The sequence below is a fragment of the Solibacillus sp. FSL K6-4121 genome (assembly GCF_038002585.1).
Lineage (GTDB): Bacteria > Bacillota > Bacilli > Bacillales_A > Planococcaceae > Solibacillus > Solibacillus faecavium.
The window spans coordinates 549,063-571,292 of sequence record NZ_JBBOCS010000001.1 but is presented as its reverse complement, the minus strand read 5'-3'; the positions used below and the strand labels follow the sequence as shown (position 1 = coordinate 571,292).

The window sequence follows — 22,230 nt, the reverse complement described above, 5'->3', positions numbered from 1 at the left end:
AATATCGATTAAAATCCTACAAAAAGTGAAATTATAAAAGTAATGACTCCAGAGACGCCAAGAAGAGTGAGCATCTCAGTTCCTTTATATGTAATTTCCTTTTTTTGAATCATAGCCAACACCCCTTTTTTCTTTAGTTAATTATTATTATCCGTTTTTTGGATTTTCTAATCCTAAATAGTTAAGGTTTTAAAAGAAATTCACAGGGTATATTAGATTATATGAATGGAAATCAAAATCAAATGATACTGGAGGTAATATTATGGCTAAATTAAAAGGTAAAGGCGTTGTAATGGCGGGATTAATAGCTGGAGCAGCTTCTTTCTTAAGTAAGAAGGAAAACCGTGATAAAGCAATGGATTATTTAAATAAAGCAAAAGGTAAAGTAGATGAAAGTGGTGGCGTGCAAGGTTTAATGCAGAAAGCACAAGAAAAAGTAACTGGTAACGATGCTGCTCACTCTCCGGTTACGAAAGATTTAAATACAAATATTGCTAAGTCTGCTTCTGTCGGCAAAGATGCTTATGAAGAAGAAACGCTGGAAGAGGTTGCAATGACAGCGGGCGATGTTGCAGATCATACTTTAGAGGGTAACCAGATGGTTGAAGAAGGTGCCCAAACAACAACGGATTATTACAATGAAGAACAGGATAAACGTTCTTAAAATAAATATAAAAAAGGGTTTGTCCGAATAGTCGCAAGACTTCGGACAAACCCTATATATTGTGTTAATTACGCTTTAGTTACTTCTTTTTTCATTGTTTTGTTTTTAGCAAGGTTTACGTGCCAAGAAAGAGCTTCCTCTAAAATGTGAGGAGTTTGCGCGCCGCCTGTAGCTTCAAAAGCACGGTTGTAGTAATCCCATAATTGCTCTTTGAAATCAGGGTGTGCACAGTTTTCGATGATTAACTTAACACGCTCTTTTGGAGCTAGTCCGCGTAAATCAGCGATACCTTGTTCTGTTACGATTACATCTACATCGTGCTCAGTGTGATCTACGTGAGAAACCATTGGTACGATTGAAGAAATCGCGCCGCCTTTTGCGTATGATTTCGTTACGAAGATACCAAGACGAGCGTTACGTGCGAAGTCACCAGAACCGCCGATACCGTTCATCATTTTAGTACCTGAAACGTGTGTAGAGTTTACGTTACCATAAATATCTAACTCAAGAGCAGTGTTGATTGAGATTAAGCCCAAACGACGGATAAGCTCTGGGTGGTTAGAAATTTCTTGTGGACGTAAGCAAATTTTATCAGCATACTTTTCTAAGTTGCCGTAAACTTTTTTCTGTAATTCTTCAGTAAGTGTAATAGAAGTTGCAGCAGCAAAGCGTACTTTACCAGCATCAATTAAGTTGAATACTGCATCTTGTAGTACTTCAGAAGCAACTACTAAGTTTTCGAATTCTGAATCAGCAAAACCGTCTAAAACTGCGTTTGCTACAGAACCTACACCAGATTGTAACGGCATTAATTCATTTGTTAAACGACCCGCTTTGATTTCTGAACGGAAGAAGTCTAATAAAATGTTCGCCATATTTTGTGTTTCTTCATCTGGAGGTACGATTAATGAAGGCGCATCTGGCTCTTCAGAAATAACGATTGCTTGGATTTTATCTAAGTCTACACGAATACCAATTTCACCAATACGTTGCTCAGCATTTGTCATTGGAATAGCATCACGCTTACCTTGTTCACCTGGAACGTAAATATCGTGAATACCGATTAATGCTTCTGGATGAGAAATGTTTAATTCGATAATAATGTTCTCAGCATACTCAGCAAAAATTGGAGAGTTACCTACAGAGTTTGATGGGATAATAAGTCCATCTTCTGTAATAGCTACAGCTTCTAAAATTAAGTGTTTAATTGGACCGATAACTCCTTGGCGCACTAACTCAGCATTGTGAGATAGGTGAGCGTCTACATAAGAAATTTGGTCTTTGTTAATCATACCGCGCATTACCGCATCCCCTTGGAAAGGACCGCGTTTGTTAATAACACCAGCAGCAGCTAAATGGTTATCAACTTCAGGACCTAATGAAGCCCCTGTATATACATCAATTTTAATTTTTTCATTTTTAGCGCGCTCAACTAAAGCCATTGGTACTACTTTAGCATCCCCTGCACGTGTGAATCCGGACATCCCTACTACTGTACCGTCTTCAATTAAAGCAGCTGCTTGTTCAGCTGTTACGATTTTATCTGCTAACCCTTTTAAACCTAAACGTTTCTCAACTCGTGGATCCATTTAAAAATCCTCCCCTAAAAAGTTTTTTAATCGTTTGATTAATCAGAAAATAATATTAGAATTTTCTGTTTTTTTTACCAGGTACTAAACCGGCATTTATGTTAATAATATCACCAAATTGTCACATTAACTTCACACATAACATAAAAGCGCTTAAAAAACGATTAATCGAGAACTTTATTGCGTAGAGTAGATAAATTCTGTTTTATTATTATTTTACCGAAACTAAAAATGAGCAGATTTTTACAATTTAGATGAAAAAATGGTTGAAAAGGAGAAAGTAATAAGTGGTAAAAAGGTAAAAGCGACCTGTTTATAACAAGTCGCTTAGAAAGTTTCGTTTAGAAACCTAAAGAACGGCGGAAGTAGCTCGCATAGCGTTGGCTAACAGGAATGCGTGTGCCGTCTTTCATAATTAATAAGAAAGTAGAATGTGAATCCGGTTGGATTTCTTCAATATAATCGATGTTCACAATATATGAACGGTGGCATCGAATAAATGAATCTGGTGCCAAGAATAATTCCAGGTCACTAAGGTTCAAACGGTGGTAACCTTCACGGTGCATTGTTTTAACAAAAGTTTTACGTAATTGAGTCTCCAAATAGATAACTTGGTTATGTTTGATTGGGTACCAGCAATCATCAATTTTCACTGTAATATAATTTGTTAAAAACGGTGAGGGCTTTTGAGGGAAAATGGCCGTGATGGCACCTTTTGTTTCGCCTTCTTCAATGAGGGGAATGCTCATTCCGTAATAAGGAACCCCGAATACATCCGACTCAATGTAAGAGTTAATCTTCTGTCCATACGTTAATGCTTTGTAAGCTGCTGATCCTTCTTTAATAGGGTCACCCGGCTTAATTTTTAAATCTACTTTTTTGCTTGGTTGGTAGTAAATATACTCATTCGTATCTGAAATAGCAATGGAAGTATTTTCAGGGAAAAATTCTTTAATGACTTCCATAATTTCTTCTATTTGTTTTGGCTCCACTTTATAACACCTCTTCATAAGCATTTTATACAATTATGAACTATTTTGCTACATATTAAAAGAGATTAAGGTTAAGAAGATTTATTTTATAAATAATTAATTTTTGGATAAAAGTAAAGTGAATTTTGTTAGAAGATTTTATTGGTGGAAAGTATTCCAGTAATAATATAAAAAAGGTTTGATTTTCTAGGAATATAAAATTATTTACGGAGACTATTTCTAAAAAAGGGAAGTATCATAATCATTTTGAACTATACTATTTGTTAAAATTAGGTTGAAAGGAAAAGTTAGAATATGTTAATATTCACTATAGTTACTAATAAATGCACAAATATATACGAAATATATTATAGTTAATGGAACTCAAACAGCAAAAAAATAATTACTTTACATAATATTTTGTAATTTATTATAGGAAATTTGGCAGATTGGATGGAGCGGTAGGCATCTTTATCTGCAGTGTAAGGACAAAATCACAGATTAAAGTTGTCTTTAAAAGTTTAGAAACAGAATGTCTATTCTGAAGAAAGATGGGGTAATTTATGCAACTACATCAGTATTCGATTTCGGAAACAATTTCAAAGCGCTATTTTCAGGAGATTGACAATATTAATCAATATGCAGGTATTGAAGATTTTTTTGTATTGGAATCTCGATTAATTTTTGAGATTTATCATCTAGAGGCAACAAAGGCGAAAAAGACATTACATGAAATAATAGACATCCTATCTGCACGCTTTGGCAAACAAGTGATAAAAGTTGTCCGTTCATATTTTGTTACTTTGTCATCAATTGTGGCACGTAAGCTATTAGACAACCAGGTTCCATCTAAAAAAGCATTTGCCTTCAACTTAGCATGTGCGGATATGGTTGAAAACAAAATGAAAGACGCCGAGTTTCTGCAATTTGCAGATGATTTAGTAGAATTTTATGTATACTTTATTGCTGATCGTAAACAGCCAACATTCCGCCATCAGACAGTAAACAAAGTAATTATGTACATAAATGATGAGCTCGAAAATGATTTGACAGTTGAAAGCATTGCAGCAAACTTCCATATAAGTACGAGTCATTTATCACGAATATTCCGCGAGCATGTAGGTATAACATTAGTGGAATATTTAAATGTCCGTCGAGTAGAGGAATCTCAATACTATTTACGTCATACAAACAAGAGCATTACATCAATTTCCGAGCAGTTCCACTTTTGTAATCAAAGTTACTTCACAAGAATATTTAAAAAATATACAGGTGTGACACCGAAGCATTTCCGTGATGAGTTGCATCATGAGTTTTTCCGTTTTGAAATGGCAGAAGTCGTTTATGAAAATGTATGATGTTTTAAATCTACAACATTAAATACTAATCAACATAAATAAAATGCACTTTTATTTAAGAACTTTTAACGAGAAGTTTCAGAAAAAAAAGAAAAATATTTAAAAACTCTGCATGGATTATCGTTTTACATGTAGAGTTTTTATTTTGCTAATAATGAAGCGATTGATTAAGATTTTCAAAATTGATTCTCATTCAAACTAGTTTTATACTAACTAGAGGTTAAAAAATAGGTTGCCTTAATCGAATAGGAAATTTTGCAATCATAGTTTAAGGAGATAATGATGAAAAAGTATGAAAAAGCAGTATCGCTTGTATTAGTTGCAGGAGCAAGTTTATCAGCATTGTATTTTATCGTAAAACAAAATATGGAAGCAGCGATTTTATCAATGACGATTATGTTTACATTCACAAATTTTTTCCGTTCAAGGACATTTAAAGAAAAAGGTCATGTAAAAGAAGCAAAATGGATGCGCAATATGTCTGCATTGTTTGCAGTTTTATCGATAGTTGTATTATTAGTCATTGTCAGCGGATAACAATAAAAGAAGAAGGCGAACTTTAATGAACTACAAAGCAAAAAGAAAGAGTCCCATCGCTTTGATTTTTTCCATTTCCATCATTTTATTAATCGCGATTCTGGGCTCCGTTTATTATAAATATAATAGTGCTCAGACACCGGAGCAACCGGTCATCCCAATGGAGGAGGAAACAGCGGAGTCAGATAAACCATCTACTCCTTCTCCATTGGAAGGGAATAATTCCGATACAAAACTACAGGAGGAAAAACCTCCAACTGTGCCAGGTACGAAAAACGAAAAACCGGTTGAGGAAAATCCAAAAACGCCGTCAGTAGATACTAAAGAAGAAACAATATTAGAAAATGGCTATATTGTAGGACAAAAACCTGCAACAGAACCTACGTTTATAAAAGGTGTTTTAATAGTAAATAAAAAAATACCTCTACCGGCCTCATATAATAAAGGCGAGGATTCCAAAGCACGTGCAGCATTTGAAAAAATGGCTGATGCTGCCAAGGGAGAAGGGATGGAGCTAGTAGCATTTAGTGGCTTCCGTTCCTATGAGTATCAAAAGTCATTATATGATCGTTATGTGAAAAGAGATGGGAAAGATGCTGCCGATCGATACAGTGCGAGACCTGGGTATTCCGAACACCAAACAGGCTTAGCCTTTGATATTGGCGAGAAGGGTAAAGAAGATCTGTGGTTGACGAATGCTTTCGGTGAAACAACAGCGGGGCAATGGTTGGCTCAAAATTCCCATAAATACGGCTTTATATTGCGTTACCCTAAAGGTAAGGAGCAGGTTACCGGTTTCATGCATGAATCATGGCATTTCCGTTATTTAGAAGGAGATTTGGCAACAAAGGTTTATGAAGCAGGAGTTACATTAGAAGAATATTTAGGGATAAATTAAAAAATGGGATGTGCTGTTCATAAGCGCATCCCATTTTTTATAAAATCGGTGATAACAATCGTGACATCGATTCTCTGAATTTAGTGTAGTTCGAACGGTTTTTATAAAGCTCCAATGTAAGCTCGGAGCAATCCATTATGTCTCTTTCAAATATTTCTGCAAGACGATGGGCCAATAAACGGTCATAGATAAGGGCATTCACTTCAAAGTTTAAACTAAAGCTTCTTACATCGATATTGGCTGTTCCGACAGAAGCAATCTCATCATCAACGACAATCATTTTTGCATGAATAAAGCCTTTTTCATAATGATATACTTTCGCACCTGCTTCAACAAGTGGACCTACATATGAATAAGTGGCCCAGTAGACAAACATGTGGTCCGGCTTATTTGGAATCATAATGCGCACATCAATACCTGTAAGAGTTGCAATACGGATGGCATCAAAAAATGATTCATCTGGAATGAAATACGGGGACTGTATGTACACGTATTTTTTTGCATTTGCTATTAAATGCAAATAATTATTTTTGATTACTTCCCATTCTGTATCAGGTCCGCTTGAAATAATCTGAAGGGCGGCCGTTCCCTTTTGTGGAATGATAGGGAAATAACGCTCTGCATAGATAATATCGTTTTTGGCACTCGCCTGATTCCAATCCAATATAAATCGCGTCTGTAATGGATGAACAGCACTACCTTCAATACGAAGATGGGTATCCCGCCAATAACCGAATCGATCGGATAGGCTTAAATATTCGTCCCCTACGTTAAACCCACCTATATAGCCAATTCTACCATCTATAACAGCGATTTTACGATGATTCCGGAAGTTTAATCGAGGATTAATTAAAGGAAGGATGGATGGGAAAAATACTTCTACTTCTCCTCCTGCTTCAATCAGTTCTTTAAAATGACGTTTGCGAATGCCCCGGGAGCCCATTTCATCAAATAGAACCCGTACTTTCACACCTTGCTTAGCCTTTTTTATTAATGCATTTATAATTCTTTGCCCTAAATTATCCAGTTTAAAAATATAATATTGAATGTGGATATGATTTTTTGCGTGGTTTATATCACTAATAAGTGCTTCAAACTTGTCACTACCATCATCGAAAATTTTCACATCATTATCCTGTGTTAAAACAGCATTATTTGTTTTTAAATTCATATAAATAAGATGGCTATAATTTTTTATATGCTCAGTACGCAACTCCAGTTCATTATTCTCAATTGCTTCAATTTGATAATTAATGAGTTGTTCAATTCCAATATCTTTCCTTCCGTCCCACCGGAATAAGTGCTTTTTCCTTAACTGTCTTCCCAATAATAAATAGAGGAAAAATCCAACAAACGGGAGGAAAAAAAGTACGAGTAACCATGCCCAAGTGGATGAAGGTTTTTTACGCTCTAAAAAGATAACTGTTATTGCAAAAAGAATATTTAAAACCATTATAATAGGGAATAAAAAATAGCCTTGAATAAGAGAGCTCAAAAAGTTCACCTACCTTCCTTCTTATCTCCATTATAGCGTACGGAGGCTAAACAAAAAAAGAAACACTCGACAATTCTATAAAAGCGAGTGTATCTTAATTTTCTTAATACTCTTCCACATGAAAGTATATATCCGAGAAATCACATTGCGCTAATTTTTTTGAGTTGATAAAGAAGCTAATAATCCCACTATCTCCCCACATTATATTTTGTTCATCGTTAGAAACAATCTGCAGCAATAATGTGTCATAATGCTGCAAATACATAGAGCCCTTTCGGAAATCCTGATGAATAAAATACGGGTAGCCTCCAATTTTATGTTCTGCTGCTAAATAACTTTCCAGATAAACATCTTGGAATGACCGCTCATCTAATGTAATAGACGTATTCATCATTTCAGGCTTGAAATAATTATGTAGCCGATAGTCCATGGCTGATACAGGTTCAAATTGTTTAGTAGGGAGAAGCTTCATTTCCTGCTGAATTGGAAAATTATTTAAATTTACGTCTTCTAAATAGGTAAAGTCATGAATAAATTGATTATAGTGTGCAATATGAGGGATATATTGAACTTTAAAATGACAATATTCCGAATGTGACTTTACTTTTTCATAACAGTGTTGAGCAATATAAAATTGTAAAATACCTTTTTCAGGAAATGGATGGCCTAGCTGTATTTCCGAGAAGTTCAGCTGTGCCAAAAACAGCATATATCGATTTTGTCTATCTTTAGGATGCTCCATTTCATGGGTTAAGAAAGGCAAACCTGCAAATTTACTTTCGTGCAGAAAAGCCGGCTCCATTACAGGCTTTAATATGGCCACCTGTTCAGCAGAATGACTTAAGCTCGTATGAAAATTAATTAACTCTTTAGGGATAAATATATTTTTATCTAAATGTGCCATTTTGATGTTCCTCCTTTTGAAGTAATTTAATTCGAAATAGTCAATATTACTTCAAAACTGTTCGTGATAATAACACTATTTCCACTTGTAAAATTTGCTAAACATGCCTAAAATTTAAATGCGAATTGTTTTTAATATGTAAATGAAAAACATAAATAAATTGTTAGGAAACAAGTAAAATTCCCGCAAATGTTTTTTTAAGGGTTTATTTATTATGGGAAAAGGTTAAGTTTAACTATATTTAACTTTTGTAATGAAACTGAAAAGTATAAATAAGCTTTTACATGGTACTCTATAGAAGTAGAAGGTCTGACCTTTGAAAAATGAAACTTTTAAAACCTAAAATCGTTATATATATTAGAAAAGGAAAGTTTGAGGTGTAATCAAATGGCGAAAGAGATTGATTTAAAGCGTATTGTTACAAACTTATCAAAATTAGGTGTTACGGCGACAGTTACGAAATCTCGTCTTGAGCTTTTAAAAGTTTTAACACCACCAACGCAAACTCCACAAACACAAAATTAAAGAAATTCAGGTAGGATGAAAGTTATCTTCATCCTACCTGAATCTCTAAGTAGTAGAGGACCCTTTATAATAAAATGGGTCCTTTCATTTTATTCGTCGTCGGGATCATTCGTAGTGAACATATACGTACGGTAATGAAACTTCATACTATATACGAGTCCGATTGCAAGAGCATTCCCCATCATCGAACTTCCTCCGTAACTAATGAAAGGTAAAGGAATCCCTGTGATAGGTAATAGTTGTATCGTCATCCCGATATTTTCAAAAACATGGAACGTAATCATGGCAATAATTCCTGCACATACATAAGTACAAAATGGATCTTTAAGTAATAGCGTCGTTTTCGTTAAATGGTAAATTAACAAAAAGTATAAGCAAATAACAGCACTCGCACCAACAAAGCCCCATTCTTCACCAATTACTGCGAAAATAAAGTCTGTATGGTTTTCTGCAACATATACTTCACGTGCCATAAACCCTTTCCCGAAAATCTCACCTGAACCTATCGCATTAAGTGAGGTAATTAAGTGATATCCGTCTGAAGATGCATATGAGTACGGGTCAATCCAAGAATAGATACGGGCAAATTGATATGGCTGGAATCCAAATGTTTTTTCAAGGAAATCCTGCATGTACAGTGCCATCCATAATAAAGATCCGCCGATAACAGCGGCTCCGCCGAATAAAGGTACAATTATTTTCCAGGTAACACCGGCAACAATAACAAGTGCCGCGGTAATCGCAAAAAATACTAACCCCGAACCTAAATCAGGCTGCAACATAATTAAGAAAAGAGGCACAATAAGTGTTAATCCAATTTTACCGAGTAACATGAAATCTGATTTGATCGTTTTAATTTGATATCTTTCATTATGCTTACTTATTAAATAAGCAGTAGCTAAAATGAAAAATGTTTTCATGAACTCAGCAGGTTGAATGCTTCCAATTGGTGTATTAAACCAACTTTGTGCACCATTACGATAAATTGTTATATTTGTTGACGGTGGAATGGCTACAACTGCAATTAACAAGAGTAGTCCAAAACCATAAAGCGGCCACGCCAGCTTTTTGTATTGATCTGGGTCAAAGTACATGACAACTGCGACTATAAAGGCGAAAATTGCATAGTTAAGCATTTGTCTCGGAACAAAGTTTGTCCCGTATTGACCGGAAGTTTGCGCAGAAGCGATAGCCAGTAAGCTTACACCAAAAAATATGAATAGTATGATTGTAAGCGGCCAGTCGAAGCGCTTATTAAAATTATAATTGTTTGTATCCATTCATTTCACCTTAAATTATTAAATTTAACCCATCTAGGGGTTAGAAGATACCAACAAATTGAAGGTATTTAATATGAGAATGGTTAAATGTTTTACCATTCAAGAAAGTATCGTGCTTAAAATATAGTAATATTTTAAGCTTTATTAACTTTATCATATTCTTAAAAAAATTACTTTAGTAAGTCCAATTTAAAAGTTCGACGAAACATATGAGAAAATGTTTCAAATTTGAATAAGAAGTCATATAATAATCATATTATTCATGTTAAAGGGGCGTGCAAGTAGTGGCAAAGAAATTGAAGTCTGCTGAAGATTTTATGCATCATTTATATGTCCATATGAACGATGTGGAAAATTTTGTTATTTATAGTGGGCTTACACTGAGGGAATTTATGGCTTCAGTAGAACCGGTAAAGAATGTTTTGCTATTAAGGCATGCCTACGACAATGGCTCTTTTAACATGCATACACAATTTGATTTTGTTACTAATGAAGATATGCGGGATTTTTTGAAAAGAGAAAGCGACTTAAAACAGGATATATGCTGGGTAGACTTCGCGGCAGAAAAAAATGTTAATGCATTGACGCCGCTGGAACAGGCAGAGCTTCTCTATTTAAGTCATAAGCGTGAACCATTAGCATCACCTTTTTTCAGCAAGTTGCAAAATCGGTACGCTTATTATTCATCTGTGGCGGACAAAATGACAAAAGTATATTATCGTTTCATTGGCGATTCTGAAATACTCATATCGAATTTATTTAATCAAATGATAAGAGAAAAAGAAGGAGGAGGAAGTTTTTGGAGAAGAAAAAACAAAAATAATTCCCCTACAATTGATCCTTCTACATTAAGATTATATAGACCATTTGCAAAAGAGGGTGCATTGCTTTCGTTATATAAATTAGATAAGCCAAATGCCCATTATGCAATCGAAGTTCGAGTGTTAAGTGACTATGATTATCCCGATGAAGTTTGGGATGATTTAGATGAAATATTAAAACAAGGCTATGATGAATTAATACAAATTAGTTAACACTCACAGCGAACCAGGCAGTGAGTGTTTTTTATCCGATTTCAGCGTACAGGAGATTCGTGATAAAATAACGTTAGTAAAAACTGGAGGTCAAAAGAATGAAAAAAAGAATCGGTTTATTATATGGTGGTAAGTCTGCCGAGCATGAAGTATCACTATCTACTGCAAAGGCTGTAACGCAGGCGGTAGATTTTAATGAGTTTGACGTCTTTCCGATTTTTATTACATTAAAGGGTGAATGGCGTGTTGGACCTCAATTAACAGAACCCGCTCAAACAATTGAACAATTACAATTTACAACGACTTCAGAGCAATCTGAAAATAATATAACGCAATTCATAAATGCTCATATGGAAAATCCATTCGATGTAGTTTTCCCATTATTGCATGGCACGAACGGCGAGGATGGAACTGTACAGGGCTTTTTAGAAGTTTTGAATATTCCTTATGTAGGAAATAGTGTTCTTGGTTCTGCAGCCGGTATGGATAAAGTAGTAATGAAACAGTTATTTGAAATGGCGAATTTACCCCAAGTACCATATGAATCTTTTATTCGTAGTGAGTGGGAGCATGATAAAACAGCATGGATTAATAAATGCGAAAAAGCATTAGGTTACCCTATGTTTGTAAAACCGGCTAACCTTGGATCTAGTGTTGGAATCAGTAAAGCAACTAATGCGGAAGAGTTGGAAAAAGCAGTACAATTCGCATTGCAGTATGATCGCAAAATTGTCATCGAACAAGGTATTAAAGCACGTGAGATCGAGCTTGCCGTTTTAGGGAATGATACTCCAAACGTTTCTGTAGCGGGTGAGATTAAGCCAATGACAGATTTTTACGATTATGATTCAAAGTATAAGGACGGCTCAACAGCCTTGATTATTCCGGCCGATTTGCAAGCAAATGTCTATACAGACTTAGTGGATATGGCGAAAAGAGCGTTTAAAGCAATTGATGGAGCAGGATTAGTCCGAGCGGATTTCTTCGTAACGGATAACAATGAAATTTACATTAACGAAGTAAATACTATGCCAGGTTTCACACCGGTTAGTATGTACCCGTTGCTATGGCAGCATACAGATCTAACATATCCTCAACTAGTTAAGGAACTTATTAACTTAGCGTTAGAGCGCCATACTGAAAAACAACAGCTTCAATACAATAGAGATTGAGTGGGATAAAAAGTGAAAAAAAAATTACAACAGCTTGCAACATGGCTAACGATAGAAAATCAATCATTTCCTGATACGGTTGTCACAGGTATTTCCATTGATACACGCACCATCGCTAAAGGTGATTTATTTATTCCTTTTCGCGGTGAAGCTGTAAATGGACATCGCTTTGTGGAACAGGCATTTGAAAAAGGTGCAGCAGCTTCATTGTGGATGAAAGATGAACCTAACCCACCGGAGAATCTACCGTTAATATTTGTAGATGATCCGGAACAGGCACTGCAAAAAATGGCGGAATGTTATCGTAATGAGCATAAAGCAATATTTATCGGTATTACTGGTTCAAATGGGAAAACTTCCTCTAAGGACATTTTGGCGGGAACTCTTTCTCCGTATTTTAAAGTGCAAAAGACGATTGGTAATTTTAATAACCAATTAGGTTTGCCGATAACAATTTTACAGCTTGATGAAGATACAGAAATCTCCGTTTTGGAAATGGGTATGAGTGGCTTCGGAGAGATTGAATTTTTAACTAAACTTGCACGCCCGCATTATGTAATTATTACAAATATCGGTGAAGCCCATATGCAAGATTTAGGGTCGCGAGAAGGTATCGCAAAAGCGAAGTTTGAAATAGTAAAAGGTTTAAATGAGGAAGGTTTGCTTTTCTTTGATGGAGATGAGCCATTATTGCAAAGTCTTGTTGCCAAAACGCCAAATTTAAAAACGCAGTCGTTCGGTTTTACACGAAGCCAAGATTTAGTGGCTTCTAATATTGTAGCGACAGCACAAGGCAGTAGCTTTCATGTAGAAGGAGCCATTAATGGAGACTTCTTTATATCTGTTTTAGGAGAGCATCAGGTAAAAAATACATTAAATGCGATGCTTGTAAGTAGAGCTTTAGGGTTAACGGATGAGCAAATTCGAGAAGCATTAAAGCAAGTTGTGTTGACGGATATGCGTATGCAGCTTATTTCAGTAGGTGAGCTATTATTTATTAATGATGCATATAATGCCGCACCGACTTCGATGCACGCTGCTATTCAATTTATCGAGCAAACGACAATTCGTAAGGAAAAATGGCTTGTCCTCGGTGATATGCTGGAGTTAGGGAATGATGAGCAGTCGATGCATGAAGAAGTGGCTGCCTATATAAACGATCAGAAAATCAGCTATGTTTGTCTATATGGTCCGCGCATGAAATGGCTATATGAAAAGCTGCAAGCTAAATTTGATGCAACGCACTTAATATATTCTGAGCGAGACTATGATCCGATTATAAATAAAATTAAATTAAATGCTACGAGTGAGTCCATAATTTTAGTAAAAGGCTCACGAGGAATGCAGTTGGAGAAAATTATTCAATCAAACGAGTTGGCATAGCTAACTCGTTTTTTTTTTTTATTAAAAGCGCGGAAGCTTTTTTCTACGGAAAGAGTCGCTTATTATATTTATAAGAACATCAATAAAAGTAGGTGAATTGATGATAACAGGCGTACTTTTTTTACATGGATTTTCTGGTGGACCGTATGAAGTGCAACCTTTTGTGCATTATATACAACAACGTACAGATTGGGTTATAAGTGTTCCTACATTTTCAGGTCACGGGGATGCAGAACATTTATCGATGAAAGGCTATAAAGCTGAGCATTGGATGATGGAAGCGGAAATTGCTTATCGTCAGCTAAAAAAGCAAGTAGATGAAGTAATTGTTGTTGGTTTTTCAATGGGCGGAGTTATTGGTATGTATTTATCAATCCGCTATCCAGTAAAGAAATTAGTGTTATTGAGTGCTGCGATTAAGTATATAGACCCACCCCAGCTAGTGAAAGATGTTCGGGCAATTGCTCAAGATATGGTTCATAAAAAGCTGGAAGAAAACGAATTGTTTGCACGCTATAAAGATAAATTCAAAAATGTCCCACTATCGGCGACGGTTGAATTTATGAAAGTCGTCAAAAAGACGGAACCTTATATAAAAAACATTCAATGCCCAACCTTTATTGTTCAAGGAAGGCTGGACGGCATCGTACCGAATACGACTGCACAGATTTTATACAACCAAATTCCCTCACTGCAGAAGCAAATGTATATTTCAGATTGTGGAAAGCACCATATTTGTTATAGTGATGATTGTGACGAATGGTTCGATGCGGTGTTCAAATTTATAACGTGAATAAATGTCAGACTATTCGATACAAGCATTATCATTGCATACCGTTACAACCCATGTTAGACTATTAAGAGCAATGGATACATTTTGTGCGAAGACTCTTCAGACTTTTTGATGAAGAGTACTTTTTTTTGATAAACGGTTTTATTCTATTTTTTTAAAAAAGCTAGAACAAATAACAACGGTAGAATTGAACCGCTCGGCAATGACCGGGCTTTCCTTTTCATATAAGAGACTCTGCATGTGAAGCAGAGAGAATTTTTTAAGTAACGGAAACGTTCCACATACAATGGCTCGAAATTTGCCGCCATTTCATCTGAAAATGTAACCATTTGTCAACTTATATAGGAAAAAGGAGATTGAAGAGTTTGACAAATTTTTCAGAATTAAACATTAGTGAATCGACATTACGCTCTATTAAGCGTATGGGGTTTGAAGAAGCAACACCAATCCAAGAAGGAACAATTACGTTTGCAATGGCTGGTCGTGACGTATTAGGTCAAGCACAGACAGGTACTGGTAAAACAGCTGCATTTGGTATTCCATTAATCGAGAAAATCGATCCAAAAAACCCAAATGTTCAAGCGTTAGTAATTGCTCCAACTCGTGAATTAGCAATTCAAGTATCAGAAGAACTTTATAAATTAGGCTATGATAAACGTGTAAAATTATTATCAGTTTACGGTGGTCAAGAAATCGGCCGTCAAATTCGTGCACTGAAAAATAATCCTCAAATTATTGTAGGAACACCAGGTCGTATTCAAGACCATATTAACCGTCGTACATTACGATTAGACGAAGTTCAAACATTAATATTAGACGAAGCAGACGAAATGTTAAACATGGGCTTCATTGATGATATTAATGCGATTTTAGAAAATGTACCATCGACTCGTCAAACTTTACTATTCTCAGCGACAATGCCTCCAGCAATCCGTAAAATTGCAGAGACATTTATGAAAGACCCTGAAATAGTAAAAATTAAAGCAAAAGAATTAACAATGGAAAATATTGAACAATTTTTCGTAAAAGCAACAGAGCGTGAAAAATTCGATGCATTATCTCGTTTATTAGACTCTCAAAAACCAGAATTAGCAATCATTTTCGGTCGTACGAAACGCCGTGTTGATGAGTTAAGCCAAGCGTTAGGTTTACGTGGTTTCTTAGCAGAAGGTATCCACGGTGACTTATCACAAGCAAAACGTATTTCTGTTTTACGTCAGTTCAAAGAAGGTAAAATCGACATTTTAATCGCAACAGACGTAGCGGCTCGTGGTTTAGATATTTCAGGTGTAACACATGTTTATAACTTTGATATTCCACAAGATCCGGAATCATACGTTCACCGTATCGGCCGTACAGGTCGTGCAGGTAAATCGGGTGTTGCAGTAACATTCGTAACACCTCGTGAAATGGGTTACTTACGTATCGTAGAAGAAACTACGAAAAAACGTATGACTCCTTTACGTCCACCATCATCAGAAGAAGCATTAGTAGGCTTACAAGAAGATGCAATGCAATCGTTGGTGGAACTAGTTCAAAATAATGATTTAGGAAGTTACCGTGAATTAGCGGCTAAGTTATTAGAAAATAACGAAGCGTTAGATTTAGTGGCAGCTGCATTAAAATCAATTACAAAAGAACCTGATGCAACTCCAGTATCATTATCTGAAGAGCGTCCACTCCCAATGCGCCGTGAGCGTTCAGGCGGCGGTGGTGGCCGTGGCCGCGGTGGCAATGACCGTAACCGTGGTGGTGGTAACCGCAGTGGTGGTGGAGACCGTCGCGGAGGAGATCGCCGTCGTGAAGGTGGCGGTGGCGGAAGCCGTAGTGGTGGCGGAGGAAGTCGCGAAGGAGGTCGCCGTGAAGGTGGCGCTCGTCGTGAAGGATCTCGTGATCGCCGTCCTCGTCCACGTCGCGAAGACTAATATCATTCAAACACATCAACGAATTTTCGTTGGTGTGTTTTTTTTACATAAAACGATAGGAATATAAACTTTTCATAAATTATTTAACAAAAGTACCATTTATCTATACTATATAAGGTAATGGAAAATTTTTAACATCATTTATATGGGAACTATGAAACAATTAAGAGGTTGAACCGTATAGCATAATAGAAAGAAAGAGGTGTAAAGCTTGTGAGAGAACAACCGAAATACCAATTACCGAAAAAAGCACAAACTGTTTGGCGATTATATGGGCTAATTCAAACTATATTCATTGCTCTTCTTGTCGCGGGAGTTATATTTCTAGTGGTGACATTTGATTGGCCCCAATGGATTATGTGGGTTGCTATTGCATTTGTAGTCTTATCCATTATTTTTTCCATCGCTGTCTTTCCTCGTGTACGTTGGAGGATTTGGCGCTATGAAGTGAGAGAGCAGGAAATCGAGATTCAAAGTGGGTTATTTGTCGTAAAACGAACATTAATACCAATGGTGCGTGTTCAGCATGTAGATACGGAACAAGGTCCGATTTTAAAAAAATATACGTTAGCCAATATTTCCATTTCTTCAGCTGCAACTGTACATACGATTCCGATGTTAAAAGTAGAGGAAGCCGACTTACTACGGACAAAAATTTCTGAACTTGCAAGGGTGGCGGAAGATGATGTCTAACGAAAAATTTAAACTTCACCCTGTTACAGCTATTATTAACGTGGTAAAAGCATTAAAAGACCTATTGATTCCGATTGTGATTATCTTAGTTGCAAATGGCTTTAATATTAATTTGGATTATCGCAGTGAAACATTTTTCAGTGAAATGATTCCACTTTTTATTTTAGTGATTGTCGTCTTCGGTACGATGGTGAGTGGTCTTATTAAATGGTGGACGTTTGTATACTGGTATGAAGATAGCGAACTGCGGGTTGAATACGGATTATTCGTAAAGAAAAAGCGTTACATTCCATTCGATCGAATTCAAAATTTAAATTACAAAGAAGGGATTTTCCATCGCCTCTTTAAGCTTGTTCAAGTGCAGGTAGAAACGGCGGGGAGCAAAAGTGGTAAGCCTGAAGCTGAGTTAACTGCTGTTACGAGAGCAGCGGCGGATGATGTGGAAATCCAAATGAAAAAAGCGAAGCAAAAAACACCGATTGAAAGTGAATTAATGGAAATAGTAGAAGAGGAAGAACCGCCTTCAACTATTCTACACAAAATGAAGGTCCCTGAACTGTTATTATTGGCAAGCACTTCAAGTGGAATCGGCGTAGTACTGGCCGGGGTTTTTGCTGTCTTCTCGCAATTTGCGGAATTTATTCCATTTGATGCGATATATGATGAAGTGGCATTTTTAATGGAATACAGCTTTATCGCGGCAATGATACTGATTGCTCTTGCGCTCATGGTAGCGTGGATAATATCCGTGGGGATTACATTTTTAAATTATTATAACTTCACGGTGAGTAAACAGCAGAATCGTTTAATTATTACTCGAGGGTTAATTGAAAAAAAACGTGTAACAATCCCGTTAAATCGTGTACAGGCAATTAAACTAGTGGAAAATCCATTCCAGCAAATGCTGGGCTTAGCATCGATTGCAGTGGAAAGTGCTGGTGGAGGATTTAGTGGGGAAGCAGATAAGAAAATTATATTATTTCCGTTAATTGCAAAAAAGGAAGCTTTAAAACCATTGGCTGAGCTATTTCCTGAATATGATTTTCACCTTGTGGAAGCAATTCAGCCTCCTAAAAAAGCATTACCTTTTTTCTACAGGATAGATTTTATTTGGCTCGTACCATTGATAGCCGCTATTTCTTATTTTTTCTATCCATATGGATTACTGTCCTTACTATTGGTATTACCGATAATTTTGTTAGGAAGATGGCAGTTTAAAACAACGGGCTATACAATTGAAGGTCAGCAAATTACAATTGTATCTCGCATGATTAGCCGTGTTACCTTTTTTGCTTTAAAAAAACGTGTACAGGTAACGCAGGGGAGTCAAACCTATTTCCAAAAACGCCGTAAAATTGGTTCTGCGAAAATTATAGTTATGTCTGGGATGACAGGGGCTTCGGCGACGGTTCGTCATATAGACCAAAAAGAAGTTGAAAAGATATTAACTTGGTACGAATATTAAAAAGAATAGGATGTGTGCAAAGGTGGTTCCTTTTTCACACATCCTATTTTTTATTTTACTCGTTTTATAGAGTTGTTGCGCCAACGAACCATATTTTTGGGATTAAAATAAACAAATCCTAAAATAAAGCCGGTAACAAGCCCGCCTAAATGAGCACTGATATTAATATTAGGCGTTACGAAAGTCATGATAATACTAATGACGATTAATGGTAGCATGATTTGTTTTAGTTGTGGGAATAAATGTCTCGTATAATAAATGAGTGCCCCAAACGCACCGAATATACCATAAATCGCACCACTAGCCCCTACACTAGCGTAATCTGGGGCCTGTGTTACAAATGTAGCAGCACCACCGAAAATTCCTGCTAAAAAGTAAATCGTTAAAAAACGAACTTTACCAGCTATTTTCTCCAGCTCCGGACCAAATAAAAATAGTGAGAACATATTAAAAAGAACATGCATAAATCCAGCGTGTAAAAACATTGACGTAATAATACGCCACCACTCACCAGCGGCAATTAGACCATTCACACTAGCGCCTGCAATAAGTATTTCCCTTCCTAATGAGGGAATTAATGTCAAGGTGTATACGATTAAATTAATCGCAATGATTGACGAGACAATTGGATATAACGTAATGTATTGTTTGAAATTTTCTCTGCGAATAAACATTTTCCACCTCAATTATGTCGATATAAAATAATACAAATTAATATTCATTATACATTGGACTAATGTTCAAATGAAAGGGAGAGCTACTAATTGATTAAAGGTATTGGTTTAGATTTAGTAGAATTGGATCGAATTGAAAAGATGTTAGGGCGTTCTGCAAAATTTGCACAACGTATTTTAACGGAACGCGAATTAATTATTTTCGATGAGTTATCACCAGCTCGGAAAGTGGAGTTTTTGGCTGGGCGCTTCGCTGCAAAAGAGGCATATTCAAAAGCTATCGGTACAGGAATTGGTAAAGGGTGTGAACTCCATCAAATGGAAATTTTAAAGGATGGGCTAGGAAAACCAGTCCTCTATTTTGATGGCGAACTGGTAAATGGCTTTATTTCTATTACGCATACTCGAACAACGGCAGCTGCTCAAGTAATCTTAATGCAATAATACATACATGCCCTCATTCGTTCATATAGTAATTTATCGAAAAAGTTAATCGAAAGGATGAAACTTTGAAACTCCGACTGCTAGTTGTTGTCGTTTGTTGTCTATTTTTGGCGGCGTGTGGGAAAGCAACGAAAGATGAAGTGATTGAAGATGTAAACAAGAAATGGAATGAGGCAAAGGGTTATGAATTAAGTGCTTCGATGGAAGTACGTACTGGGGCTGAGCCGAGAATTTATGATGTGAAAGTATGGCATACGAAACCGGATTTTTATCGAGTAGCAGTTAACCCGCAAGGAGAAACGGAACAGCAGTTAATTGTTCGTAATGAAGAAGGGGTATTTGTTGTAACTCCGGCTCTTAGAAAAACGCATAAATTCCAGAGTGAGTGGCCGAAACAAAATAGTCAAGCCTATATTATTGGAACGCTTGCAGATGATTTAATGGCGGATTCAAAAGCTGTTATGACAGAAGATGATTCAACTTATACATTTGAGCTGGCTACACGGAATGTAGATCAAACAGCTTTACCTATCCAGCAAATTATGGTTGATAAGAAAACAATGCTTCCGACAAAAGTTAGTGTGTTAGACGAGTCTTTACAAGAGCAGGTTGTTATTACATTTGGAGAAATTAAGTTAGGTGTACAACATACCGCAAAGGATTATGAAGTAGAAAAGTTCACTGAAAAAGAAGAGAAAAAGGCAGCATCAGCTGATGTTGTAAATACAGATTTCAGTGTATACTATCCAACAATTGACTGGGCACATACTAAGTTGACAGAAGAGTATGAGGTTAAAGAAGATGGCAATTCCCGTGTTATTTTAACGTTTGAAGGTGAAAAACCATTTACATTAATGCAGCAACCAATTCAATATGACAACATGGTGTTGCCTGTATTCTCACCTGGGGATCCAGCTGATTTAGGCTACACGATTGGCGCAATTACAGATCATTCTATTCAGTGGGATAAGGATGGCATGACATTCTTTATCGCATCTACAAAATTATCTAAAGAGGAATTATTGGAAGTGGCAGCTAGTGTGCAGCAAAGTAGTATGAAATAAATTGCCATGACAGATGATTTATTGCGAACCTAGCTATATGTCTTCTAAAAAAGATGCATCTTGCACATACTTGTGCAAGATGTTATTTTTTTGTATTAATTTTAGCTTTATTCGAAGTGAAATGTATGCCATAATTTTCTTAACATTTACGGGGTGTTTATACTTTTAAAAAGAGGGTAAAGTCAAAATGGAAAAACCAATAAATTACCGACCTACAAAAGCAATTATTGATTTACAAGCAATCGAACATAATCTCATTTCATTACGCCAATATATTGGCAAAGACATTCAAATTATTGCGGTAGTAAAAGCGAATGCATATGGGCATGGAGATGTAGAAGTGGCAAGAACAGCTATTCAGGCAGGAGCAACGATGCTAGCTGTAGCAACACCTGATGAAGCTGTACACATGAGGGAAAATTTTAAGGATATTGATATTTTAGTGTTGGGTGCTACACCACCTAATTTTGCTCCTTATGCTTCCCAGGAAAATATTATCCTTACCGTATTTTCAACAAGCTGGATAGAAACGGTAAAACAATATATACCTTTGGCAAATCAATTAAAGCTTCACATTAAAGTTGATTCAGGTATGGGGCGTATTGGAGTCTCTACGAAAGAAGATTTACTGGAATTGTACGAAGCAATTGTTATGTCCGATGATTTTATTTTGGATGGTATTTTTACACACTTTGCTACAGCAGATGAAGAAGATTCATTGTACTTTGACAACCAAGTAACCCTATTTAAGGACTTTTTGAGTGTATTGCCAAAAAGACCAAGACTAGTCCATGTGGCAAATACTGCTACCACTTTAGTTAAAGAGCCGTCTTTACAGTATGATGCGGTTCGCTTCGGTATTTCGATGTACGGATTATTACCTTCGTCTTTTGTTGGTTCTAAAATGCCGTTTCCAATTAAACCTGCATTTTCACTACATACTGAACTCATACATATAAAAAAAATGCATGCAGGGCAATCGGTTGGCTATGGTGCAACTTATACGTTAGAGGAAGATTGCTACATTGGTACGATTCCGATTGGATATGCGGATGGCATGCTTCGTAAGCTCGAAGGTCAAGAAGTGCTTGTTGGAGGAAAAAAGGCGAAAATTGTCGGTAGAATTTGTATGGATCAAAGTATGATTTTACTGCCAACAGCATATAATGTAGGAGAAGAAGTTGTATTGATTGGTCGCCAACAGCATGAACAAATCACAATGGATGATTGGGCAACTAAACTCCAAACGATTAATTATGAAGTACCATGCGTGATTACAGCTAGAGTTCCTAGGGTATACAAATAAATTTCGATGTAATTTTACTGTAAAAAATTCCAAAAAATCGAAACAAATATGTTCAC

21 protein-coding genes are annotated in these 22,230 nt (G+C 36.3%); 15 read left to right on the top strand and 6 right to left on the bottom strand.

Features of this window, described 5'->3' with window-relative positions; translation table 11 throughout:
- Positions 1–262: 262 nt before the first annotated feature.
- Positions 263–664: a 3-oxoacyl-ACP reductase gene (locus tag MHH95_RS02920; RefSeq protein ID WP_340726382.1), complete on the top strand. Its 402-nt coding sequence runs from the start codon at positions 263–265 to the stop codon at positions 662–664.
- A 68-nt stretch (positions 665–732) separates the two neighbouring features.
- Here MHH95_RS02920 and MHH95_RS02915 read toward each other — a convergent pair whose 3' ends face one another.
- A complete protein-coding gene (locus MHH95_RS02915) occupies positions 733–2,253 on the bottom strand; it encodes a succinate CoA transferase (RefSeq protein ID WP_191701363.1) in 1,521 nt (506 codons plus the stop codon).
- Between the two features lie 341 nt (positions 2,254–2,594).
- Positions 2,595–3,245 (bottom strand): LytTR family DNA-binding domain-containing protein, encoded by a 651-nt coding sequence (locus MHH95_RS02910; RefSeq protein WP_191701362.1) that lies wholly within the window; start codon positions 3,243–3,245, stop codon positions 2,595–2,597.
- 542 nt (positions 3,246–3,787) lie between these two features.
- Between MHH95_RS02910 and MHH95_RS02905 the strand changes: the two genes are divergently transcribed.
- The 3 genes from MHH95_RS02905 to MHH95_RS02895 all read left to right on the top strand — a co-directional run bounded on the left by MHH95_RS02905 (position 3,788) and on the right by MHH95_RS02895 (position 6,017).
- Positions 3,788–4,582 (top strand): helix-turn-helix transcriptional regulator, encoded by a 795-nt coding sequence (locus MHH95_RS02905; protein WP_340726381.1) that lies wholly within the window; start codon positions 3,788–3,790, stop codon positions 4,580–4,582.
- 282 nt (positions 4,583–4,864) lie between these two features.
- Positions 4,865–5,119 carry a hypothetical protein gene (locus MHH95_RS02900; protein ID WP_191701360.1) on the top strand — a complete coding sequence of 85 codons (255 nt, stop codon included), beginning with the start codon at positions 4,865–4,867 and terminating at the stop codon, positions 5,117–5,119.
- Positions 5,120–5,144: 25 nt separating this feature from the next.
- Positions 5,145–6,017 (top strand): M15 family metallopeptidase, encoded by an 873-nt coding sequence (locus MHH95_RS02895; protein WP_340726380.1) that lies wholly within the window; start codon positions 5,145–5,147, stop codon positions 6,015–6,017.
- A gap of 37 nt (positions 6,018–6,054) precedes the next feature.
- Here the strand turns inward: MHH95_RS02895 and cls are convergent, their stop codons facing one another.
- Both cls and MHH95_RS02885 read right to left on the bottom strand, forming a co-directional pair.
- The gene (cls, locus tag MHH95_RS02890; RefSeq protein ID WP_445682988.1) at positions 6,055–7,521 is read right to left on the bottom strand and encodes a cardiolipin synthase; all 1,467 of its coding nucleotides are present in this window, start codon (positions 7,519–7,521) and stop codon (positions 6,055–6,057) included.
- Positions 7,522–7,615: 94 nt separating this feature from the next.
- On the bottom strand, positions 7,616–8,416 hold the full coding sequence (locus tag MHH95_RS02885) for a YwqG family protein (protein ID WP_340726379.1): 801 nt from the start codon (positions 8,414–8,416) through the stop codon (positions 7,616–7,618).
- A 387-nt stretch (positions 8,417–8,803) separates the two neighbouring features.
- On the opposite strand from MHH95_RS02885, the gene MHH95_RS02880 reads away from it, so the two are divergent.
- Complete coding sequence (locus MHH95_RS02880) at positions 8,804–8,941, top strand: Lmo0850 family protein (protein WP_176141992.1); 138 nt, start codon at positions 8,804–8,806, stop codon at positions 8,939–8,941.
- Between the two features lie 89 nt (positions 8,942–9,030).
- Here MHH95_RS02880 and MHH95_RS02875 read toward each other — a convergent pair whose 3' ends face one another.
- The gene (locus MHH95_RS02875; protein WP_340726378.1) at positions 9,031–10,221 is read right to left on the bottom strand and encodes an FtsW/RodA/SpoVE family cell cycle protein; all 1,191 of its coding nucleotides are present in this window, start codon (positions 10,219–10,221) and stop codon (positions 9,031–9,033) included.
- A gap of 284 nt (positions 10,222–10,505) precedes the next feature.
- Here MHH95_RS02875 and MHH95_RS02870 point away from each other — a divergent pair, with 284 nt between their 5' ends.
- The 7 genes from MHH95_RS02870 (at position 10,506) to MHH95_RS02840 (ending at position 18,686) form a co-directional block, all read left to right on the top strand.
- Positions 10,506–11,255, top strand: a complete 750-nt coding sequence (locus tag MHH95_RS02870; RefSeq protein ID WP_339214388.1) for a hypothetical protein — start codon at positions 10,506–10,508, stop codon at positions 11,253–11,255.
- Positions 11,256–11,353: 98 nt separating this feature from the next.
- Positions 11,354–12,427 (top strand): D-alanine--D-alanine ligase, encoded by a 1,074-nt coding sequence (locus tag MHH95_RS02865; protein WP_340726377.1) that lies wholly within the window; start codon positions 11,354–11,356, stop codon positions 12,425–12,427.
- 12 nt (positions 12,428–12,439) lie between these two features.
- Positions 12,440–13,810 carry a UDP-N-acetylmuramoyl-tripeptide--D-alanyl-D-alanine ligase gene (locus tag MHH95_RS02860; RefSeq protein ID WP_340726376.1) on the top strand — a complete coding sequence of 457 codons (1,371 nt, stop codon included), beginning with the start codon at positions 12,440–12,442 and terminating at the stop codon, positions 13,808–13,810.
- A 100-nt stretch (positions 13,811–13,910) separates the two neighbouring features.
- On the top strand, positions 13,911–14,603 hold the full coding sequence (locus MHH95_RS02855; protein WP_339214382.1) for an alpha/beta hydrolase: 693 nt from the start codon (positions 13,911–13,913) through the stop codon (positions 14,601–14,603).
- A 365-nt stretch (positions 14,604–14,968) separates the two neighbouring features.
- A complete protein-coding gene (locus MHH95_RS02850) occupies positions 14,969–16,528 on the top strand; it encodes a DEAD/DEAH box helicase (RefSeq protein ID WP_340726375.1) in 1,560 nt (519 codons plus the stop codon).
- 213 nt (positions 16,529–16,741) lie between these two features.
- Positions 16,742–17,221, top strand: coding sequence for a PH domain-containing protein (locus MHH95_RS02845; RefSeq protein WP_340726374.1), 480 nt, complete (start codon positions 16,742–16,744; stop codon positions 17,219–17,221).
- Positions 17,214–18,686, top strand: a complete 1,473-nt coding sequence (locus MHH95_RS02840; RefSeq protein ID WP_340726373.1) for a PH domain-containing protein — start codon at positions 17,214–17,216, stop codon at positions 18,684–18,686. The genes MHH95_RS02845 and MHH95_RS02840 overlap by 8 nt, the downstream gene beginning before the upstream one ends.
- Positions 18,687–18,736: 50 nt before the next feature.
- On the opposite strand, the gene MHH95_RS02835 is transcribed toward MHH95_RS02840, so the two are convergent.
- Positions 18,737–19,360, bottom strand: coding sequence for a rhomboid family intramembrane serine protease (locus tag MHH95_RS02835; protein WP_340726372.1), 624 nt, complete (start codon positions 19,358–19,360; stop codon positions 18,737–18,739).
- Between the two features lie 90 nt (positions 19,361–19,450).
- Here MHH95_RS02835 and acpS point away from each other — a divergent pair, with 90 nt between their 5' ends.
- The 3 genes from acpS (at position 19,451) to alr (ending at position 22,174) form a co-directional block, all read left to right on the top strand.
- The gene (gene acpS, locus MHH95_RS02830) at positions 19,451–19,804 is read left to right on the top strand and encodes a holo-ACP synthase (RefSeq protein ID WP_339214377.1); all 354 of its coding nucleotides are present in this window, start codon (positions 19,451–19,453) and stop codon (positions 19,802–19,804) included.
- Positions 19,805–19,869: 65 nt separating this feature from the next.
- Positions 19,870–20,868 (top strand): LolA family protein, encoded by a 999-nt coding sequence (locus MHH95_RS02825; protein ID WP_191701347.1) that lies wholly within the window; start codon positions 19,870–19,872, stop codon positions 20,866–20,868.
- 187 nt (positions 20,869–21,055) lie between these two features.
- The gene (gene alr, locus MHH95_RS02820; RefSeq protein ID WP_340726371.1) at positions 21,056–22,174 is read left to right on the top strand and encodes an alanine racemase; all 1,119 of its coding nucleotides are present in this window, start codon (positions 21,056–21,058) and stop codon (positions 22,172–22,174) included.
- The last annotated feature ends 56 nt before the right edge of the window (positions 22,175–22,230 follow it).